Genomic DNA, 18,442 nt, shown 5'->3' with positions numbered 1-18,442 from the left:
GGGCTCGCAGCCCCTGCCACCAACCGACCATTTTACTATTCACCATTCACCATTCACCATTCACTCTCTCACGGAATATCCTCCGGCCTTCGCCCCGGCCGACTCCGATAGGCCGGAAACGACCAGCCGAATTTAAGCGCCCCGCCGCGCACCAAGAATGCGCCCGCGAAGCCGAGCAGGCTCGACGCCAGCGCCGGCAGGCCGGCAAGATCGCCAAGGGTGAAGATGGCGGCGCCGGCAAGGGCGGCCGTGACATAGATCTCGGGCCTGAGCAGCACCGAGGGCTCGCCGGCAAGCAGGTCGCGCAAAATGCCGCCGAAGGTTGCCGTCAGCACGCCCATGATGACCGAGACGACCGGCGAGCCGGTGATCGCCAGCCCCTTCGCGGCGCCCATCACCGAAAAAGCGGCAAGTCCGATGGCATCGAGCCAGAGCAGCAATTTGTAACGGGATTCGAACCGGTGGGCGCTGAAGAAGACCAGCACCGCCACGACGGCGCAGATCAGCACATAGCCGCTGTTGGCGACCCAGAACACCGGCAGGTTGAGGATGACGTCACGCAGCGTTCCGCCGCCGATTCCGGTGACGCTGGCCAGGAACAGGAAGCCGATGATGTCGAGCTCTTTGCGCGATGCGGCAAGCGCGCCCGTCGCCGCGAAGACGGCGACGCCGGCATAGTCGAGCAAGGCGATGGGATTCAAGGGCATAGGCAGTAGGGATTAGGCAGTAGGGAATGGGGGAGTATGAATAGCACGAAGCTACGCGATTGATATCGCCCTCGTTCCCCCTACTGCCTACTGCCTATTCCCTATTCCCTAATCACGCATCCTTCTCGGCCTGCTCGTTCACCGGGCCCGGCTCGACCTTCGCCTCGGCGGCGGTCTTCGGACCGCCCTTGGCGACACCGACCATTGCCGGCCGCAGCACGCGCTCGCCGATCGAATAACCCGGCTGAACCACCTGGACGACAGTGCCGGCCGGAACCTCCGGATTGGGCACCTCGAACATCGCCTGGTGGAAGTTCGGATCGAACTTCTCGCCTTCGGGCGCGAGTTTCTTCACGCCATGGCGCTCCAGCGCCGAAAGCATGGCGCGCTCGGTGAGATCGACGCCCTCGATCAACGCCTTGAAACCGGCATCGCCGCCAGCCTTCGCCTCGGCGGGAATCGCGTCCAGCGCGCGGCGCAGATTGTCGGACACCGACAGCATGTCGCGGGCGAAGTTGGCAACGGCATAGGCGCGGGCGTCTTGCACGTCGCGCGCGGTGCGCCGCCGCAAGTTCTCCATTTCGGCCGCGGTGCGCAGCGCGCGGTCCTTCAGTTCCTCGTTTTCCTTCAGCAGCCGTACAAGCGCCTCGTAGTCGCCGTCGACGCCACCTTCCGCACGCTCGCCGGAAGCCTGGGTGGCTTCCATATCTTCGGGCGTGCGTTCGTCTTTTGCCTGGTCGCTCATCGCGTTTCCCGTCATTCGGATTGGTCTGGATTTGCGCCCGATATCGAGGTTTGGAGGCCAAAAATCAAGGGGTAAGCGTGGGCGGCCGATATCGGACTATCGTTTAAAATTAATTCAAATTTTACCGTACCGAGCAGCTTTGCTTGCTCTCAAGGGCGAGTATGGGAACCATTGTCGCCCTAGCGGAGTTTCGAAGCCGACACAGGATTTTGGGACGATGAACGGCAACAACGCCAACAGGCGCGCTGAACTGGCCAACGATATCAGGCGGCAGGCGGGCAGCGAAGCGACCAAGCGCTTTCTGCGCACATTGCCGACATTTCGCCTGGAAAAGGAAATGCCCCGGCAACTGATCGACCTGCTCGACCGCCTCGACGGCGCCGAGGCTGAGAATGCAGGCGGCGGGCGGCGCTAGAGCATGATCCCGAAAAGTGGGAACCGGTTTTCGGAGAAGATCATGCTCCGACAAAGAGTTAGATCGTGATGGCGATTCAACGAAACGCCTTCACGATCTAATAGCCGCGCCGCCGCAATTGACGAGTTCAGGCCGCCTTCCGGTCGTCCCGCATCAGCGCTTCACCGTGGCGGATCTCGGTGCCGAGCACTTTCAGGCACTCCCGCATGAAGGCGGCGAGGCCCGGCCAGCCCTTGGCTGAAACCAGATTGCCGTCGACATGCGCGCCGGTCGGCGCGACATCGATATAGATGCCGCCGGCAAGCGTCACTTCCGGCTCGCAATAATGCAGCGCCGCCACTTCCTTGCCGCGCACAACGCCATCGACCGCGATCAGGATCTGCGCGCCGTGGCAGATGGTGAAGATCGGCTTGCCGGTTTCATGGAAATGCCTGACCAGCGCCTGCACGCGCTTGTCGATGCGGATATATTCCGGCCCGCGCCCGCCCGCCGCATAGACCGCGTCGTAGTCGGCGGGGTTCACCTCGGCGAAGGTCTTGTTGAGGATGTAGTCGTGGCCGAGTTTTTCGGTATAGGTCTGATGGCCCTCGAAGTCGTGCAATGAGGTCTTGAGCACGTCGCCGGCCTTCTTGTCCGGGCACACGACATGGACGGTGTGGCCGACCGCGTGCATGGCCTGCTCGAAGACGAAAATCTCGTATTCCTCGCTGAACTCGCCGACGAGCATCAATATCTTCTTGCCTGCCATGCTGCTTCCTCCCTTAGCTGGCTATTTATTTCGTAACGCGAAATAATGACCTTATCCTAAGGGCAAGACGACGAGAGGGGAAGTCAAAATCGCATAAGTGGTCTGACCAGATAGATTCGATTGCACCGGCGGGTGTACGGGAAAGACGACGCGCACGGAAAACCGAAGAAGCTGGTCCGACCAAGCAGGCAAGGATCAGGCGGTCGCCCGGATCATGTCCGCCGCCTTCTCGGCGATCATGATCGTCGGCGCATTGGTGTTGCCGCCGATCAGGGTCGGCATCACCGAGGCGTCGACCACACGCAAGCCCTCCAGCCCGCGCACCTTGAGCTTCGGATCGACCACGGCCATGTCGCCGACGCCCATCTTGCAGGTGCCGGCGGGGTGGTAGATCGTGTCGGCGCGCGCCCTGATATGCGCCATCAATTCGGCATCGCTCGAAGCACCGGCGGTATAGATTTCCTTGGCTCGATACTTCGCCAGCGCCGGCGCTTCCAATATGGCGCGCGTCATTCGCACGCCCTTGAGCAGAAGAGCGGCGTCGCGGTCGTCCTCGAGGAAGCGCGGATCGATGCGCGGCGGCGCCAGCGGATCGGCGCTCGACAGCCCCACCTCGCCGCGAGAATGCGGCCGCAGCACGCAGACGTGGCAGGAGAAGCCGTAGCCCATATGCAGCTTGCGGCCATGGTCGTCGACGATGGCGATGCAGAAATGCAATTGCAGGTCGGGGCGCTCGATCGCCGGGTCGGATTTGAGGAAAGCGCCGCCTTCGGCATAGGGGGTGGCGATCATGCCGCTGCCGTCCTTGCGCCAGCGCAGCATATGCCTGATCAGGCCCGGCATGCCGCTGAGGCCGATGCCCATCAGATCCGTCTCCCGCGACTTCCAGGCGAGGATAAAATCGAGATGGTCCTGCAGGTTCCGGCCGACGCCGGGCAATTCGTGGACGAGCGGAATGCCGTGCGCCGCGAGCTCGACCGCCGGACCGATGCCGGAGAGCAGTAGCAGTTGCGGCGAGCCGAACGCCCCGCCGCAGAGGATGACTTCGCGCCGTGCCTCCGCCACGGCTTCGCTCTTGCCGGCGCGATAGCGCACGCCCGTGGCGCGCTTGCCGTTGAGCACGACGCCCGTCGCATGCGCGCCGGTGATGACGGTGAGGTTCGGCCGGTTCATCGCCGGATGCAGATAGGCGGCCGCCGCCGAGCAACGCTCACCGTTGCGGCGCTCGCCCCAGAACTGCGTTACCTGATAGAGGCCCGCCCCCTCCTGCTCCGGCCCGTTGAAGTCGTCATTCAACCTGATCTGGTTTTCGCCGCAGGCCGCGACGAAAGCCCTGGAGATCGCGCGCGGGTCCTGCTGTTCGGCGACCCTGAGCGGGCCTTCGCCGCCATGCAGCGCATCAGTGCCGCGCTGATTGCCTTCGGCGCGCCGGAAATAGGGCAGCACCTCGTCCCACGACCAGCCGTCACAGCCGAGCTCGGCCCATTCGTCATAGTCGCGGCGGTTGCCCCGCGTGTAGAGCATGGCGTTGATGGCGCTGGAGCCGCCCAAGGCCTTGCCGCGCGGCTGAAAACCCCTGCGACCGTTGAGGCCCTCCTGCGGCACCGTGGCGAAAGCCCAGTTGTTGATCTTGGGCCGGCCAGGCAGCAGCGCGATGATGCCGGCGGGCGCACGGATCAGCAAATCCTTGCCGGTGCCGCCCGCTTCGAGCAGGCAAACAGTCTTCGATGGATCCTCGGAAAGCCTCGCGGCAAGCGTCGAACCGGCGGAGCCGCCGCCGGCGATCACATAGTCATAGCGCATGGTTTCCTCCCGGCGGATGTTTCCGTCCGTTCTGCCGAGAGAATGCCTGCTTGGGCGGCTTGTAAAGATGCCGCTGCGTTAGCCAGAGCATGATCCCGAAAAGTGGAAACCGGTTTTTGCTGCGCTGACCTTCGGTTCGGAGAAGATCATGCTCCAACAAAGGACTGGACCAGGATGACGGTCCGACCGAACGTCATTCTGGTCCAGCGCGCTTGCGCCGCCAGGAGTATTTCGGGCCCTTGGGCTCGGGTTCCACAGCCGGCTGGTAGTACACCGGCAGGCCGCCGGTCCGGCCCTCCTCCAGCCGCTTCAACAGCACCGGATTGGAGACCTCAAACTCGTCGAAGCCGAGTCGCAGCATATGCGGCAGCTGGTCGACCAGCACCTGGCCGGTGGCGCGCACCGCGCCCTTGAAATTGTGCCGGGCGCGCAGCAGTTCGCCCTTGGAGAAAGAGCGGCCGTCATTGAAGGCCGGGAAGGCGAGCGCCACCAGCGACAGCTGGTCCAGCAGGCCGGTTATCTTGTCGAGCTCGTCGCCGGGCTGCAGCAGGACGCCGATGCGCTGGCGCGCCGACTTGCGGACCTGGTCGTCGAGCCCGAGAAAGACCTGCAGCGGCAGGATGAAGCGGCCATTGCCGGCCAGCGCCTCGGCGCTTTCGGCGTGCGTCCACTCGTCCTCGCGAAAACCGTCCGGGGTCCAAAGGCGGGTCCCCGCTGTCGTCGATCCAGTCATCAAAAATCCTAAGTTTCAAAATCCAGGGTATGTCGAGAGTCAGGTCAGGCCGAGTCGAGAACGATGGCTTCCGAGAACCGGAGCGGAGCGTACTTGAAGTACGTGAGCACCGGAAGCGCAGGAAGCCGCCGTTCGCAGGCCGGCCTCACCTGACTATCGGCATAGCCTAAAGTGAGGCGTCGGTCAGCGACTTCTCCAAACCGGAGAGGTGAATGCCGCACTCTACCTTGGCGTGACCGGCCCAGCGGCCGCTCCGGGCGTCCTCGCCGGGCCGCACCGGCTGCGTGCAGGGGAAGCAGCCGATCGAGAGATAGCCATAGGCGACCAGCGGATTTTCGCGCAGCGCGTGCGCGCGCATGTAGTCGGCCTGGTCGGTGGTCGTCCAATGCGCCAGCGGATTGATGCGGATGCGCGAGCCGACCGCCTCGAAGACGGGCAGTGCCGCGCGCGTCGAGGCCTGGAAGCGCTTGCGCCCGGTGAACCAGGCACGGAACGGCTCGACGCCCCGCGCCAACGGCTCGACCTTGCGCACATTGCAGCAGGCATCGGTGTTGGTCTCGTGCAGCCGACCGGTCGGATCGACGCGCGCGAGCGCGACCTCCTCCGGCTTGATCACCCTGATATCGGTCAGGCCGAAATCGGCGACCAACGCGTCGCGATAGCCGAGCGTCTCCTCGAAATGCTTGCCGGTATCGAGGAAGATGACCGGCAGCGAGCGGTCGATCTCCGATATCATATGCAGGAGCACGGCGGAGTCCGCGCCGAAGGACGACACCGCGGCGACCGCGCCGCGGAACTCATGCGCCGACCGCTCGATGATCTCGATCGGCTTCAGATGGCCGAGCAGCGCATCCAGCCCCGCCGCTTCCGCGGCAACGCCGGCCTCGACGCCGCCCACCCTGTCAAGCGGCCTTGGTTTCGCCAGCATAGAGCGCCTCCTTGAACGGCGCGGGACCGACACGGCGGTAGGCGTCGATAAAACGTTCGTCGGGATTGAGCCGAAGGCCGAGATAGGTGTCGACGATCTGCTCGATGGCATCGGTGATCTCTTCGGAGGAGAAGCCGCGGCCGATGATCTCGCCGACCGAGGTGTTCTCGTCGGCCGAGCCGCCAAGCGTCACCTGGTAGAGCTCGGAGCCCTTCTTCTCGACACCCAGGATGCCGATATGGCCGACATGGTGGTGGCCGCAGGCATTGATGCAGCCGGAGATCTTCAGCTTCAATTCGCCGATCTCGCGCTGCCGCTCCATCGAGGCGAAGCGCCGCGAGATTTCCTGCGCGATCGGAATGGAGCGGGCCGTGGCCAGCGCGCAATAGTCGAGGCCGGGGCAGGAGATGATGTCGCTGATCAGGTTGGAATTGGCGGTCGCCAGGCCGATCTCGACCAGCGCGTCATAGACCGCCTTGAGATCGGCGCGCGCCACATGCGGCAGGATCAGGTTCTGCTCGTGGCTGACGCGCAGTTCGTCGAAGGCATATTTCTCGGCGATGTCGGCCACCGCCTCCATCTGGCTGTCGGTGGCGTCGCCGGGCACCTCGCCGATGCCCTTGAGCGAGATCGTCACCGCTGCATAATCGGGATGGCGGTGCGTCACGACATTCTGGTCGAGCCATTCCGAAAAGTTCTTGGAATCGAGCCTGGCCTGTTTCACCGCATCGTCGCCTTCCGGTCGGGAAACCAGCGCCGGCGGCGCGAAATAGGCATTGATGGCCTGGATATCGGCCTCCGGCAGCTTGAGCTCCGCATCCTTCAGCTCCTGCCATTCTGCCTCGATCTGGCGGGTGATCTCCTCCACGCCGGTCTCGTGCACCAGGATCTTGATGCGCGCCTTGTACTTGTTGTCGCGGCGGCCATAGAGGTTGTACACGCGCAGGATCGCCGTGCAGTAGGACAGAAGATCCGCTTCCGGCAGGAAGTCGCGGATTTTTCTCGCCACCATCGGCGTGCGGCCCTGGCCGCCGCCGACATAGACGGCGAAGCCCAGCTCGCCGGCCGCGTTCTTCTTCAGATGCAGGCCGATGTCATGCGTCTGGATGGCGGCGCGGTCGCGCTCGGCGCCGGTCACCGCGATCTTGAACTTGCGCGGCAGGAACGAAAACTCCGGATGCACCGACGACCATTGGCGCAGGATTTCCGCATAGGGACGCGGATCGGCGACCTCGTCGGCGGCGGCACCCGCGAAATGGTCGGCGGTGACATTGCGGATGCAGTTGCCGCTGGTCTGGATGGCATGCATCTCGACGCTCGCCAGATCGGCCAGGATCGCCGGGATGTCGGACAGCGCCGGCCAGTTGAACTGGATGTTCTGTCGCGTGGTGAAATGGCCGTAGCCCTTGTCGTATTTGCGCGCGATGTGGCCGAGCATGCGCAACTGCCGGCTGTTCAGCGTGCCGTAGGGCACGGCGATGCGCAGCATATACGCATGCAGTTGCAGATAGACGCCGTTCATCAGCCTGAGCGGCCGGAACTGGTCCTCGGTGATCTCGCCGGCAAGCCGGCGCTGCACCTGGTCGCTGAACTCGGCGACACGGGCGTGAACGAAATCCTGGTCGAACTCATCGTAACGGTACATGCTTCGTCTTTCCGGGCGCGTCCGCCCGTTGCCTTCCTTGGATTTAAGCGGCTCGTTCCGCTTGCTTGCCGAGATTGGGGTGGATGGTCGGGCCAGCGGCGCGGATCTTTTCGCGCAGCCGCACCGGCTCGACCAATCCGTCGACCACGGTGACGTCGATCAGGTTGACGTCGACCACCTCATTGTTGGCTCCAGCTGCGGCGCCGATCGCTTCCAGCCGGTCCTCCGCCGCCTTGTCATGCGCGATGTCGGCGTGACCGACCGTCTCCGCCCAGCCGCCATCGGCGTACCAGACGGCGATGCCGTCGGAGAGCCTGTTCGCGGTCAGAACCTTCATTGCTCAACTCCTTCGGCGACGGCTGACGCCGCGCCCTCATGCTTATGTGCCGCGAGCGGCTCGGATTGTTCGAAATTGGCGCCGGCAACCGCATCGCCGATGATCGTCATCACCGGGCCGGTGAGGTCGGCGCGCGCTTCCAGCGACGGCAGGTCGGCCAGCGTGCCGTGGAAACGGCGGCGGGTGCCGAGGCTGGCGTTCTCGACAACGGCGACGGCGGTGTCCGGCGACAGCCCCGCCTCGATCAGCCGGCCGGCGACTTCCGCGGCAACCGAACGGCCCATATAGACGGCGACGGTAGCGCCCGAGATGGCGAGCTTCGCCCAGTCGGGCAGCGAGTTGCCCTTGAGGTCGTGGCCGGTGGTGAACACCATCGAGGACGAGACGCCGCGCAGCGTCAGCGGCAGCTCGAAATCGGCAGCGGCGGCGAAGGCGGCGGTAACGCCCGGAACCACCTCATAGGCGATACCGGCCTCGCGCAGTGCCGCCATTTCCTCGCCCGCGCGTCCGAACACCAGCGGATCGCCGGACTTCAGCCGCACAACGCGCTTGCCGGCGCGGCCGAGCTCGATCAGCAGCGCGTTGATCTCTTCCTGGCTCTTGGAATGGCAGCCCTTGCGTTTTCCCACCGGCAGGCGCTCGGCGTCACGGCGACCCATGGCGACGATCGCTTCCGGCACCAGCGCGTCGTAGACGATGGCATCGGCTTCCATTAGCAGGCGATGCGCGCGCAAGGTCAAAAGGTCCTCCGCGCCCGGACCGGCGCCGACCAGCGCGATATGTCCCTCGGCCGGAGCGTCCTGAGCCAGGAGGTCGAGCGCCGCGCCATGCGCCTCGGCGAACTCGCCTGCTTCGATGGCCTTGGCCGGCGCGCCGGCGAAGAAATCGCTCCAGAAGCGACGGCGGCGGTTGCCTCTCGGCAGCTTTTCGGCGGCGGCGCGGAAAGACGCGGCGAGCGCCGCCAGCCGGCCGAGCGACGGCGACAGCATGCGGTCGATGCGACCGCGCAGCATCTGCGCCAGGACCGGTCCCGCCCCTTCGGTGCCTATGGCGATGGCGACCGGCGCGCGGTTGACCAGCGCCGGGGTGTAGAAATCGCAGAGCTCCGGACGGTCCACGGCGTTGACCGGAATTCCCATGCGGCGCGCGTCCTCGACGACGCGGCTGTCGACCGCTTCATCGCCACTGGCGGCAAACACCAGGGCAGCGCCTTGGAGATGCACGGCCTCGTAGGCCGCATTGATGTGGATGGCGCCGGTCGAGACAATGAAATCCAGCAGAGCGCCGCCGGCATTGTCGGCAACGATGCGCAGCACCGCGCTCGATTGCGAGAGCAGCCGCGCCTTGGCAAGCGCTTCCTCGCCATTGCCGACGATGGCTACGGCTTCGCCGTCGACCCGCATGAAGACGGGAAAGGCATTGAGCTTGGTGTTGGTTTGCGGCATGACGATGAGCAATACTGGAACAGTTTGGCAGTTTTACGCGGCCACGCCAAAAACCAGAAGGCAAGCACTCGCGCGCCGCCGAACGGCAGGCAATCGCTTTTTCGCAAGCGCGAAGGCCAAGAGAAAAAAATTCTATTTTGAGAATAAGACGGTCGGAGCGGCGTGAGAAACAGCCTTGATCCGCCGTAATTTTTAGCGCCGAACCGGGAAAGCCGCAAAACAGTTTTTTCTAATTTCTACTAAGTTAGTAGATTAAAGCCGACCTTATCGAAGGCACTCAGCCTCGTCGGCCGGGAGTGATCGAAGCGCGACCGCCAGATCGGAACAATCATGCTCCACGGCTCGTTTCCCTAGCAGCCCATCTGTCGATCCCGGCTCCGTCGATCGGCAATCATGCAAGCAAGGAGGAACGCCATGAGCATCAGGCTGAAACACGGATTATGGGTCGTCGTGGCCGATGGCGAGAAGGCGCTGTTCCTGCGCAACCAGGGCGACAACAAGTTCCCGAACCTGGAAGTGGTGCACGAGATGGAGCAGGAGAACCCTGCGACGCGCGAGCAAGGCACCGACAAGCCGGGCCGCCAGAGCAACGAGGGTCCGCGCAGCGCTGTCGAAGAAACCGATTGGCACCGCCTCGGCAAGGAGCGCTTCGCTGTCGAGATTGCCGACCGGCTCTACAAGCTCGCGCATCGCGGCGAATTCGACGCGGTCGTGCTGATCGCGCCGCCGCAGGTGCTTGGCGAGATGCGCCAGAAACTGCACAAGGAGGTGGGCGAGAAGGTGCAGGCGGAAATCCCAAAGACGCTCACCAACCACACGATTTCGGATATCGAGAACCTGTTGCAAGCGGCATAAGCGGCGAAAAGACAGCGGTTTCGAGGCTGGATCGCGTCTCGAAGCCGTCTCTTTGGCGGCGGGGCCGCGATTTTCCCCCATGCATCGCTGCACGGCGTCGATTTCTGCGCGGCGGTGGTTGCATCATCGCCGCTCCGTCCACCATATTGCCAGAGGCGACGGCCTCGGCGGGGGCCCATCCGACATCGTGAATTTTCGAAAGGCGCTCCATAGACAATGCCGCATGACACGCCCCTTATCGCCACCATCGTCGCCGGTCTGGGGCTTGCTTTCGTCTTCGGGGCTTTAGCCAACCGTTTCCGCATTCCGCCGCTCGTCGGCTACCTTGTCGCCGGCGTCCTTGTCGGTCCGAACACGCCCGGCTTCGTCGCCGACGCCAGCCTTGCCAACGAGCTCGCGGAAATCGGCGTCATCCTTCTGATGTTCGGCGTCGGCCTGCATTTTTCGCTGAAGGACCTTCTGTCCGTCCGCGCCATCGCCGTGCCGGGCGCCATCGTCCAGATCGGCTTTGCGACCTTGCTCGGTGTCGGGCTTGCCTGGGTGCTCGGCTGGTCGCTGGGTGCCGGCCTGGTCTTCGGCCTGGCACTCTCGGTCGCCTCGACCGTGGTGCTTTTGCGCGCGCTTCAGGAGCGGCGGCTGATCGAGACCGAACGCGGCCGCATCGCCGTCGGCTGGCTGATCGTCGAGGATCTCGCCATGGTGCTGGCACTGGTGCTTCTGCCGGCGCTCGCCGGCGTGCTTGGCGGCCAGCCGCAGGTCGAGGATCATGCGAGCCTGCTCTCGCTGCCGGCCAGCTACGGCGTATGGGGCGTGGTCGGCGTCACGCTTGCCAAGGTCGCCGCCTTCGTCGTCGTCATGCTGGTAGTCGGCCGCAGGGTCATCCCCTGGATCCTGCATTACGTCGCCCATACCGGCTCCCGCGAACTGTTCCGGCTCTCCGTGCTGGCAATCGCGCTCGGCGTCGCCTTCGGCGCGGCGAAGCTGTTCGGCGTCTCGCTGGCGCTCGGCGCCTTCTTCGCCGGCATGATCATGAGTGAATCCGAGCTCAGCCACCGCGCGGCGGAAGAATCGCTGCCGCTGCGCGACGCCTTCTCGGTGCTGTTCTTCGTCTCGGTCGGCATGCTGTTCGACCCGTCCAGTCTCATCAGCAACGGCCTGCCGATCCTCGCCACCTTGGCCATCATCGTCATCGGCAAATCGATCGCGGCTTTCATCATCGTGATCGCCTTCCGCTATTCAATCGCGACCGCGCTGATGATTTCGGCGAGCCTTGCCCAGATCGGCGAATTCTCCTTCATCCTGGCCGAGCTTGGCGTCGGCCTGAAACTGCTGCCCGAGCAGGGCCGCGACCTGATCCTGGCTGGCGCCATTCTCTCGATCCTGCTCAATCCGCTGATATTCCTGGTCGTCGACTGGATGAAGCCGTGGCTCGAAAAACGCGCCGGCAAGGCAGCGCCAGTCGAAGAGCAGAGCCCTATCGGTCCGGCGACGGAGCCTGGCCAGGTCGCTTCGGTGTCGGCAGTTCCGGGAAAGGAAGACGGTCCGCCGCCGAAGACGGCGCTTGCCGGCCATTCCATCCTGATCGGCTACGGCCGCGTCGGCAGCCTTGTGGGCGCCGCGCTGAAGGAAGCCGCCCTGCCCTTCCTGGTCATCGAGGATGCCGACAAGACGCTGGCGAAGCTGCGCGACGACGGCGTCGAAACCGTCGCCGGCAACGCCGCCAATGCGGACATCTTCTCGGCCGCCAACCCGGAAGGCGCCAGGCGGCTTATCCTCGCCATTCCCAACGCCTTCGAGGCCGGCCAGATCGTGCTTCGGGCGCGCGCGGCCAATCCGGCGATAAACGTCATTGCCCGCGCTCATTCCGACGCCGAGGTCGAGCATTTGAAGGGCCTCGGCGCCGACACCGTGATCATGGGCGAGCGCGAGATCGCCCGCGGCATCGTCGAGGTGGTGACCGGCAAAGCCACCGTTCCGGTCGATCCCGTCACGGAGATCAATCCGCACCCGGCTTGACGCGTGTCAGGCGACGAAGGCGGAGCCGCCGTTTTGCGCGATATCGCTGAGGTATTTCGCGGGCGGCTTGCCCAGCGCTTTCTTGAACATGGTGATGAAGGCGGTGACGGATTCGTAACCGAGATCGCCCGACACCTGCTGCACGCTGGCGCCGGCGGACAGCTCCCTGAGCGCCACGATCAGATGCAGCTGCTGGCGCCAGCGCCCGAAACTAAGGCCCGTCTCCTTGACCACGAGGCGTGCCAGGCTGCTCTCGCTGAGCGCAACGCGGTTTGCCCAATCGGCCAACGTGCTGCGATCGGCCGGATCGTCCGCCAGCGCTTCGGCGATCCGTCGCAAGCGCGGCTCGGCCGAGATCGGGAGATGCAATTGCTGCACGGGCATGAGCGGCAGCTCTGCAAGCAGGACCTTTCCCAGGAAGTCGCAACGCGCGTCGTCCGGCGCGCATTCCGATAGCTCGATGATCAGCTCGCGCAGCAACGGCGAGATCGAAAGCGTGCAGCACTGTTCCGGCAATGCGGCGACGCCAGGCTCGATATAGACGAAGAAGATGCGGGCATTCGCCGTCGCTATGTTGCTGTGTTCCATGCGGCTCGGCACCCACACCCCGCAATGCGGCGGCACCATCCAGAGCCCGCCGGGAACGCGGCAGGTGACCCCGCCGCCGAGCGCGAAGACGAGCTGGCCTTTGCGATGCCAGTGCGCCGGCACCTCGGCCTTTGTTTCGGTCACGTCGACGCCGACGGCGATCGCCGACGCAACCACGTCGTCGACGTCGAAGTTGAGCCAGGGCCAGCGAAGCGGCTGTCTCATACTTGACTGCTTTTAGCGATCATCTGGCTATATCTCTAAATTCTTCGAGGACGGAAGTCGATAAGCTCGACTTGTCATCGTCGCAATCGATCGCGGCTTCCAACGCGCCAATTTCAAAGGTGGGCCATGCTCGCTCTCGCTATTTCTTCCGACAGCCCCGACAGGCTGAGGCTCACCGAGGCCGACGAGCCACACTGCAATGGGAATGAAGCATTGGTAGCCGTTCATGCAACATCGTTGAACCGTGGCGAGCTGCGCCTGCTCGGCATACGTCCCGACGGCTGGATCCCCGGCCAGGATATCGTCGGCATCGTGGAACGCGCGGCCGCCGACGGCTCCGGCCCGGCCGCTGGCGCGCGCGTCGCCGCCTTGGTCGACCAGGCCGGCTGGGCCGAGCGCGTCGCCGTTCCGGCCGACCGGCTCGCCGTCGTGCCGGAGGGCGTAAGCTTCGCCTCTGCCGCCACGCTCCCGGTGGCGGGCACGACGGCGCTGCGGACCTTGCGCCATGGCGGCGACCTCACGGGCCAGCGGGTTCTGGTCACCGGCGCAAGCGGCGCGGTCGGTCGTTTCCAGATCCAGATCGCCCGCGAGCAAGGCGCTTCGGTGACGGCGATCGCCTCGGCCCGGCACCACGATGATCTTCGCCATCTGGGCGCCGGGCAGGTCGTCGAGTCGATCGAACTGACCGACGGCCTATTCTCGCTGATCACCGAATCGGTCGGCGGCAAAAGCCTCGCCGACGCGATCGAGCGCGTGGCGCCGGGCGGCACCATCGTCATGTTCGGCTCAAGCAGCGGCGAACTGACACCCATCGGCTTCCGGCAGTTCGTTCCGGGCCACGAAGGCGCGAGGCTCCAGACTTTCGCCTATTACGCGTCCGGTTCAGCCATCGGCGCCGACATCGCCACGCTGCTTGGCTTAGTCGCGGCCGGCCGGCTGGAGACCCGCGTGGCCATGATCGTGCCATGGACCGACATTGCCCAGGCGCTCAGCGCGCTCAGGCAGCGCAGTTTCAGCGGCAAGGCGGTCCTCGCCATGGCCTGAAGTCAGCCAATCACACGTGCTGGCCGCCATTGATGTGGATTTCCGAGCCGGTCACATAGGACGACTGGCCGGAGCACAGGAAGTAGATGATATCGGCCACTTCCGACGTCGCGCCCAGCCGTCTTAGCGGGATCGTCTCAACAATCTTGTCGGTGCCGGGCGACAGGATCGCGGTGTCGATTTCGCCCGGCGCGATCGCGTTGACGCGGATGCCGTGCGGGCCGAAGTCATGCGCCATCTCGCGCGTCAGCGAGCCGAGCGCCGCCTTCGACGTCGCATAGGCCGTACCGGCGAAAGGATGCACGCGGGTGCCGGCGATCGAGGTGACGTTGACGATCGAGCCCTTGGCGGCGGCGAGCTCCTTGAACAGCCCTCTGGCCAGCATGATCGGCGCGAAGAAATTGACCTGGAAGACGTCGCGCCAGACATGCATCGGCGTCTCGATCGAGTTCATCCGGCTGCCGTCCTTCAGCTTCGGCGAGATGCCGGCATTGTTGACCAGGGCGTTGAGCTGCCCGCCATGCGCCTCCAGCCGGTGACGGATTTCCGAAACGGCGATGCCGACATCCTCCTGGTCGGCGAGGTCCACCTTGATGTGGTCCTCGGGGCCGGCCGGCCACGGGCAGTCCTCGGCGAAAGCCTGTCGCGAGCAGGTGATGACGCGCCAGCCCTCGCGCGAAAAGCGCTTCACGGTCGCATGACCGATGCCGCGGCTGGCGCCGGTGAGCACGATGGTTTTTCTGCTGTCGGTCTCGGCCATGGCTTTGTCTCCGGCCGGACATGTAGCCGAAGGCGGCAGTCATTGCGAGAGGGCGAGTTGCCGCCGCAGCCATGATCCCGGAAAGCAGGTTCCGGTTTTCGGCTTCGTGATGGAATAAGAAGCTGGAGCCGTGCCGATCCCGTCGGACGGCTTCAACCGCCGCCCAATATGTCCAGGATCGACGTTTGCCGCCTTTTCTTTGGTCCGCCGACATCGCCGGGCGGCACCGGATGCTTGATCGAGGCGGTCGATCCACTGTCGCTCGGCATGTCGAAGCCGCCGGCGTCGACGGTTTCGGCCGGTTTCGCCGTCCGCACCTGGCGGACGGGCGCAGGCGCCTGGGCTACAGGCTGTGACTGGCCGACAGCCGCGGGCGGAGCCGGCGGTGGCGAGGCGTCCGCCGACGGGATCTCGTCCGGCACGATCGTGTCGGACGGCGTCGACTTCCAGGTGCCGGGCAGCGGCCTGACCGGCACGCCTTGATGCGCGGCCACCATGAATTCGTGCCAGGCCTGCGCCGGGAGAGCACCGCCGGTAACCTTCTTCATCGGGCTGCCGTCGTCATTGCCGAACCACACGCCCGTGGTGAGATTGGCGGTGTAGCCGACGAACCAGGCGTCGCGCGAATTCTGGCTGGTGCCGGTCTTGCCGGCCGACGGCCAGTTGAAGGCCGCCTTTTTGGCGGTGCCGACCTCGACCGTGCCCGTCATCATCGCATTCATCATGCCGACGATGTCGGCCTTGATGACGCGCGGCGCACTGCCGGTGCTGCCCTCGTAGAGCACCTTGCCGTTGGCGGTGGTGATGCGCTGGATGAAATGGATGTCCGGCTTGTAGCCGCCATTGGCGAAAGGCACATAGGCGGAGGTCAATTCCAGCGGCGTCACCTCCGAGGTGCCGAGCGCGATCGAGGTGTTGGCCTGCAGGTCGGACTGGATGCCCATGCGGTGCGCGGCTTCCACCACGGCGTCGGGTCCGACCTCCATGGTGAGCTGTGCGGCGACCGAGTTCAACGACTTGGCCAGGGCCGTCGCCAGCGTCACCTTGCCGTAATATTTGCCGCCGTAATTGTCGGGCGTCCATTTGCCGATCTTGATCGGCGCGTCGTTGCGGATGCTGTCCGGCGTGCGGCCGGCTTCCAGCGCCGCCATGTAGACGAACGGCTTGAAGGCCGAGCCCGGCTGCCGGCGCGCTTCGGAGGCGCGATCGAACTGGCTGGTCGAATAATCATAGCCGCCGACCATGGCGCGCACCGCACCGGAATCGTCGATCGACACCAGCGCGCCTTGCGTGACATTGAGCTTCTTGCCGCTCTCGTCGACCAGCCGACGGATCGACTGTTCGGCAAGTTTCTGCAGGTTGAGGTCGACCGTGGTGTCAATGACGATGTCGCCGCGCACGTCGCCGATGAGATCGGGGAGTTCGTCCATCACCGTATCGGCGACATAGTTTTCCGAGCCGGTCCAGTAGGACGGCGCGCGCGTCGCCGGCGCGCTCAGCGCGGTCTTGTATTCCTTGTCGCTGATCTTGCCGGTCTCGCGCATCGCCGCGAGCACGAGCTGCGCCCGCTCCTCGGCCGCCTTCGGGTCGCGCGCCGGCGAAAGCTTGGACGGCGCCTTGAGCAAGCCCGCCAGCAACGCAGCTTCGGAAAGCGTCACGTCGCGCGCGCTCTTGCCGAAATAGCGCCTCGAGGCGGCCTCGACGCCATAGGCGCCCGAGCCAAAATAGACCCGGTTGAGGTACATTTCGAGGATCTGGTCCTTGCTGTGCTTGTGCTCGAGCCAGAGCGCGAGCAGCACTTCCTGGACCTTGCGCTCCAGCGTGCGGTCCGGCGTCAGGAACAGGTTCTTCGCCAGCTGCTGTGTCAGCGTCGAGCCGCCCTGCGAGAAATGCCCGCCGACGAGATTGGTGACCATGGCGCGCGACAGGCCGATCGGGTCGATGCCGAAATGCGAATAGAAGCGGCGGTCCTCGATGGCGACGACGGCCTCCGGGATATAGGGCGACATTTCGTGCAGGCCGACGGCCTCGCCGCCCGACGCGCCGCGGTTGGCGATCAGCGCGCCGTCGACCGAGACGATCTTGATGTTTGGCGCGCGGTCCGGGACCGACCATGTCGTCGCCGCCGGCATCTTGGCACCGTAATAGACGACGATGCCGGCCACCGCGATACCGCCCCAGATGCAGAGCACGAAGCACCAATAGACAAGCCGCGTGGCGATGCCGAGCAGCCCGCTCGGATTGCGGTCGCGACCACGTCCGCGGCCGCGCGATTTTGCCTTGGCGGACTTGCCTTTCGAAGCGGATTTACGACTGCCCGGCACGACGCGATCCTCCTCGCTGACCGAAAAGCCTTCGGAGGATTTCGCGCGCGGCGATCCCTCGAAGCTCGGTTCGATGCGACTGTCTCTGCGGTTCGCCATGCGCTCTTGCTTGCTGCCCCGGTGCCGATGGCGTTCGGGTTGAAGACTAGATGCGGCGGTTTAAAGGCGGGTTAAAGCAGGGTTTATGCAGCCTTTTGAAAACCCTTGGGATTTTCTGAAGCCGGCTGCCTCGCGGTACGTTCTAGGCCGCGTCGGCTGTCTGCAGGACGCCATTTTTGATAGACAAGTCGCCTAAAATCCTGCCGCCTTGGCCAGACGAGGCGCCAGCGCCAAGGCGTAGGTCGCCGTCAGATGATGGTTGTCGCGCCAGACGACGATGTTGCCGACCACCGCCGGGCAGCTGTCCTTGCCGCATATCGCATCGTTCATGTCGACCACGGCTACCCCCGGCACGGACCGGGCGGCGAGCGCGTAGATGTTTCCCCGTTCGACCTCGCTGCGCGGATTGACGCATTTGCCGGGATCGGTCTAGCCCCTCACGGCGCCGGCCTCTCCCGGCCGGCCACCGTGCTCAATTCTGCTGGATCGAAATACCCTTGTCGTCGATCTTGAGCTCGACGCCTTTGGGCCTGGTCTGCTCGCGATAGACATAGATGCCGAGCGCGATGATCACGACCACAAGCGCGCCGATGATCAGATAAAGCATGTTCTGCTTCACGGCGCGCTCCTTCGGGGCAATTCCAGGAAACTTGCAAAGCGGTCAGGTTCGACGACTTCGCCGTGACTTTCCGTCCGGAATTGCGTTGAAACAAAGAGTTGGAGCGTCACGCTCGCTTGAGGACCTTGACCAGCACCAACAGGATAACTGCGCCAATGGTGGCGTTGATGATGGAGGCGAGGATGCCGCCGCCAATGGCGAAGCCCAGCCTTGGCAAAAGCCAGCCGGCAATGAAGGCGCCGATGATGCCGACGACGATGTTGCCGAGCAGGCCGAAGCCGAAGCCCGAGACGATCAGGCCGGCAAGCCAGCCGGCGATGGCGCCGATGATGATGAAGACGAGAAGACTTTCAATGCCCATGCTGATTTCCTCCGAGCGAACAGCCGGACCCGAGAAAGGCTCCGA

At 64.7% G+C, this 18,442-nt stretch carries 18 protein-coding genes and 1 pseudogene; 4 read left to right on the top strand and 15 right to left on the bottom strand.

Going from position 1 to position 18,442, the window contains the following annotated elements; genetic code table 11:
* Window positions 1-68: 68 nt before the first annotated feature.
* Window positions 69-701, bottom strand: a complete 633-nt coding sequence (locus RFM52_RS21780) for a trimeric intracellular cation channel family protein (RefSeq protein WP_320296900.1) — start codon at window positions 699-701, stop codon at window positions 69-71.
* A 118-nt stretch (window positions 702-819) separates the two neighbouring features.
* Entirely contained in the window at window positions 820-1,452 is a 633-nt protein-coding gene (gene grpE, locus RFM52_RS21775; protein ID WP_320296901.1) for a nucleotide exchange factor GrpE, read from the bottom strand.
* A gap of 217 nt (window positions 1,453-1,669) precedes the next feature.
* On the opposite strand from grpE, the gene RFM52_RS21770 reads away from it, so the two are divergent.
* On the top strand, window positions 1,670-1,867 hold the full coding sequence (locus RFM52_RS21770; protein ID WP_320296902.1) for a hypothetical protein: 198 nt from the start codon (window positions 1,670-1,672) through the stop codon (window positions 1,865-1,867).
* 127 nt (window positions 1,868-1,994) lie between these two features.
* Here RFM52_RS21770 and RFM52_RS21765 read toward each other — a convergent pair whose 3' ends face one another.
* The 7 genes from RFM52_RS21765 to cysG form a co-directional block, all read right to left on the bottom strand.
* A complete protein-coding gene (locus RFM52_RS21765; RefSeq protein ID WP_140644581.1) occupies window positions 1,995-2,615 on the bottom strand; it encodes a DJ-1/PfpI family protein in 621 nt (206 codons plus the stop codon).
* 195 nt (window positions 2,616-2,810) lie between these two features.
* The gene (locus tag RFM52_RS21760) at window positions 2,811-4,418 is read right to left on the bottom strand and encodes a GMC family oxidoreductase (RefSeq protein ID WP_320296903.1); all 1,608 of its coding nucleotides are present in this window, start codon (window positions 4,416-4,418) and stop codon (window positions 2,811-2,813) included.
* A 193-nt stretch (window positions 4,419-4,611) separates the two neighbouring features.
* Window positions 4,612-5,151, bottom strand: coding sequence for a DUF934 domain-containing protein (locus RFM52_RS21755; protein WP_320296904.1), 540 nt, complete (start codon window positions 5,149-5,151; stop codon window positions 4,612-4,614).
* A 166-nt stretch (window positions 5,152-5,317) separates the two neighbouring features.
* The gene (locus RFM52_RS21750) at window positions 5,318-6,079 is read right to left on the bottom strand and encodes a phosphoadenylyl-sulfate reductase (RefSeq protein ID WP_320296905.1); all 762 of its coding nucleotides are present in this window, start codon (window positions 6,077-6,079) and stop codon (window positions 5,318-5,320) included.
* Complete coding sequence (locus RFM52_RS21745; RefSeq protein ID WP_320296906.1) at window positions 6,054-7,724, bottom strand: nitrite/sulfite reductase; 1,671 nt, start codon at window positions 7,722-7,724, stop codon at window positions 6,054-6,056. Before RFM52_RS21745 ends, RFM52_RS21750 begins: the two co-directional genes overlap by 26 nt.
* Window positions 7,725-7,767: 43 nt before the next feature.
* Window positions 7,768-8,061 (bottom strand): DUF2849 domain-containing protein, encoded by a 294-nt coding sequence (locus RFM52_RS21740; RefSeq protein WP_320296907.1) that lies wholly within the window; start codon window positions 8,059-8,061, stop codon window positions 7,768-7,770.
* Window positions 8,058-9,506 (bottom strand): siroheme synthase CysG, encoded by a 1,449-nt coding sequence (gene cysG, locus RFM52_RS21735; protein WP_320296908.1) that lies wholly within the window; start codon window positions 9,504-9,506, stop codon window positions 8,058-8,060. Before cysG ends, RFM52_RS21740 begins: the two co-directional genes overlap by 4 nt.
* Before the next feature lie 414 nt (window positions 9,507-9,920).
* On the opposite strand from cysG, the gene RFM52_RS21730 reads away from it, so the two are divergent.
* Together RFM52_RS21730 and ybaL are read left to right on the top strand one after the other, a co-directional pair.
* Window positions 9,921-10,361: a host attachment family protein gene (locus RFM52_RS21730; protein ID WP_320296909.1), complete on the top strand. Its 441-nt coding sequence runs from the start codon at window positions 9,921-9,923 to the stop codon at window positions 10,359-10,361.
* A 216-nt stretch (window positions 10,362-10,577) separates the two neighbouring features.
* Window positions 10,578-12,377 (top strand): YbaL family putative K(+) efflux transporter, encoded by a 1,800-nt coding sequence (gene ybaL / locus RFM52_RS21725; protein ID WP_320296910.1) that lies wholly within the window; start codon window positions 10,578-10,580, stop codon window positions 12,375-12,377.
* 6 nt (window positions 12,378-12,383) lie between these two features.
* Here the strand turns inward: ybaL and RFM52_RS21720 are convergent, their stop codons facing one another.
* Window positions 12,384-13,190: an AraC family transcriptional regulator gene (locus RFM52_RS21720; protein ID WP_320296911.1), complete on the bottom strand. Its 807-nt coding sequence runs from the start codon at window positions 13,188-13,190 to the stop codon at window positions 12,384-12,386.
* Between the two features lie 126 nt (window positions 13,191-13,316).
* On the opposite strand from RFM52_RS21720, the gene RFM52_RS21715 reads away from it, so the two are divergent.
* Window positions 13,317-14,234, top strand: coding sequence for a zinc-binding dehydrogenase (locus tag RFM52_RS21715; RefSeq protein ID WP_320296912.1), 918 nt, complete (start codon window positions 13,317-13,319; stop codon window positions 14,232-14,234).
* 10 nt (window positions 14,235-14,244) lie between these two features.
* Here the strand turns inward: RFM52_RS21715 and RFM52_RS21710 are convergent, their stop codons facing one another.
* The 5 genes and pseudogenes from RFM52_RS21710 to RFM52_RS21690 all read right to left on the bottom strand — a co-directional run bounded on the left by RFM52_RS21710 (window position 14,245) and on the right by RFM52_RS21690 (window position 18,397).
* Window positions 14,245-14,994 (bottom strand): SDR family NAD(P)-dependent oxidoreductase, encoded by a 750-nt coding sequence (locus tag RFM52_RS21710; protein ID WP_320296913.1) that lies wholly within the window; start codon window positions 14,992-14,994, stop codon window positions 14,245-14,247.
* Between the two features lie 152 nt (window positions 14,995-15,146).
* A complete protein-coding gene (locus RFM52_RS21705) occupies window positions 15,147-17,417 on the bottom strand; it encodes a transglycosylase domain-containing protein (RefSeq protein ID WP_320296914.1) in 2,271 nt (756 codons plus the stop codon).
* 192 nt (window positions 17,418-17,609) lie between these two features.
* Window positions 17,610-17,813: pseudogene (locus tag RFM52_RS21700) on the bottom strand (SGNH hydrolase domain-containing protein); the annotation flags it as partial.
* Window positions 17,814-17,889: 76 nt separating this feature from the next.
* Window positions 17,890-18,036, bottom strand: coding sequence for a hypothetical protein (locus RFM52_RS21695; protein ID WP_320296915.1), 147 nt, complete (start codon window positions 18,034-18,036; stop codon window positions 17,890-17,892).
* Between the two features lie 106 nt (window positions 18,037-18,142).
* A complete protein-coding gene (locus RFM52_RS21690; protein ID WP_320296916.1) occupies window positions 18,143-18,397 on the bottom strand; it encodes a GlsB/YeaQ/YmgE family stress response membrane protein in 255 nt (84 codons plus the stop codon).
* Window positions 18,398-18,442 lie beyond the last annotated feature (45 nt).

The organism is Mesorhizobium humile, from assembly GCF_033977215.1.
GTDB classification, from domain to species: domain Bacteria; phylum Pseudomonadota; class Alphaproteobacteria; order Rhizobiales; family Rhizobiaceae; genus Mesorhizobium; species Mesorhizobium humile.
Note: the sequence above shows the minus strand (reverse complement) of the source record. Positions and strands in the feature narration are given on the sequence as shown.

Excerpts from the sequence above, each read along its gene's own strand:
- RFM52_RS21740 (WP_320296907.1), bottom strand. The coding sequence starts at position 8,061 with ATGAAGGTTCTGACCGCGAACAGGCTCTCCGACGGCATCGCCGTCTGG.
- ybaL (WP_320296910.1), top strand. The coding sequence starts at position 10,578 with ATGCCGCATGACACGCCCCTTATCGCCACCATCGTCGCCGGTCTGGGG.
- RFM52_RS21720 (WP_320296911.1), bottom strand. The coding sequence starts at position 13,190 with ATGAGACAGCCGCTTCGCTGGCCCTGGCTCAACTTCGACGTCGACGAC.
- RFM52_RS21710 (WP_320296913.1), bottom strand. The coding sequence starts at position 14,994 with ATGGCCGAGACCGACAGCAGAAAAACCATCGTGCTCACCGGCGCCAGC.
- RFM52_RS21765 (WP_140644581.1), bottom strand. The coding sequence starts at position 2,615 with ATGGCAGGCAAGAAGATATTGATGCTCGTCGGCGAGTTCAGCGAGGAA.
- RFM52_RS21770 (WP_320296902.1), top strand. The coding sequence starts at position 1,670 with ATGAACGGCAACAACGCCAACAGGCGCGCTGAACTGGCCAACGATATC.
- RFM52_RS21755 (WP_320296904.1), bottom strand. The coding sequence starts at position 5,151 with ATGACTGGATCGACGACAGCGGGGACCCGCCTTTGGACCCCGGACGGT.
- RFM52_RS21750 (WP_320296905.1), bottom strand. The coding sequence starts at position 6,079 with ATGCTGGCGAAACCAAGGCCGCTTGACAGGGTGGGCGGCGTCGAGGCC.
- RFM52_RS21745 (WP_320296906.1), bottom strand. The coding sequence starts at position 7,724 with ATGTACCGTTACGATGAGTTCGACCAGGATTTCGTTCACGCCCGTGTC.
- RFM52_RS21730 (WP_320296909.1), top strand. The coding sequence starts at position 9,921 with ATGAGCATCAGGCTGAAACACGGATTATGGGTCGTCGTGGCCGATGGC.
- RFM52_RS21690 (WP_320296916.1), bottom strand. The coding sequence starts at position 18,397 with ATGGGCATTGAAAGTCTTCTCGTCTTCATCATCATCGGCGCCATCGCC.
- cysG (WP_320296908.1), bottom strand. The coding sequence starts at position 9,506 with ATGCCGCAAACCAACACCAAGCTCAATGCCTTTCCCGTCTTCATGCGG.
- RFM52_RS21705 (WP_320296914.1), bottom strand. The coding sequence starts at position 17,417 with ATGGCGAACCGCAGAGACAGTCGCATCGAACCGAGCTTCGAGGGATCG.
- grpE (WP_320296901.1), bottom strand. The coding sequence starts at position 1,452 with ATGAGCGACCAGGCAAAAGACGAACGCACGCCCGAAGATATGGAAGCC.
- RFM52_RS21715 (WP_320296912.1), top strand. The coding sequence starts at position 13,317 with ATGCTCGCTCTCGCTATTTCTTCCGACAGCCCCGACAGGCTGAGGCTC.
- RFM52_RS21760 (WP_320296903.1), bottom strand. The coding sequence starts at position 4,418 with ATGCGCTATGACTATGTGATCGCCGGCGGCGGCTCCGCCGGTTCGACG.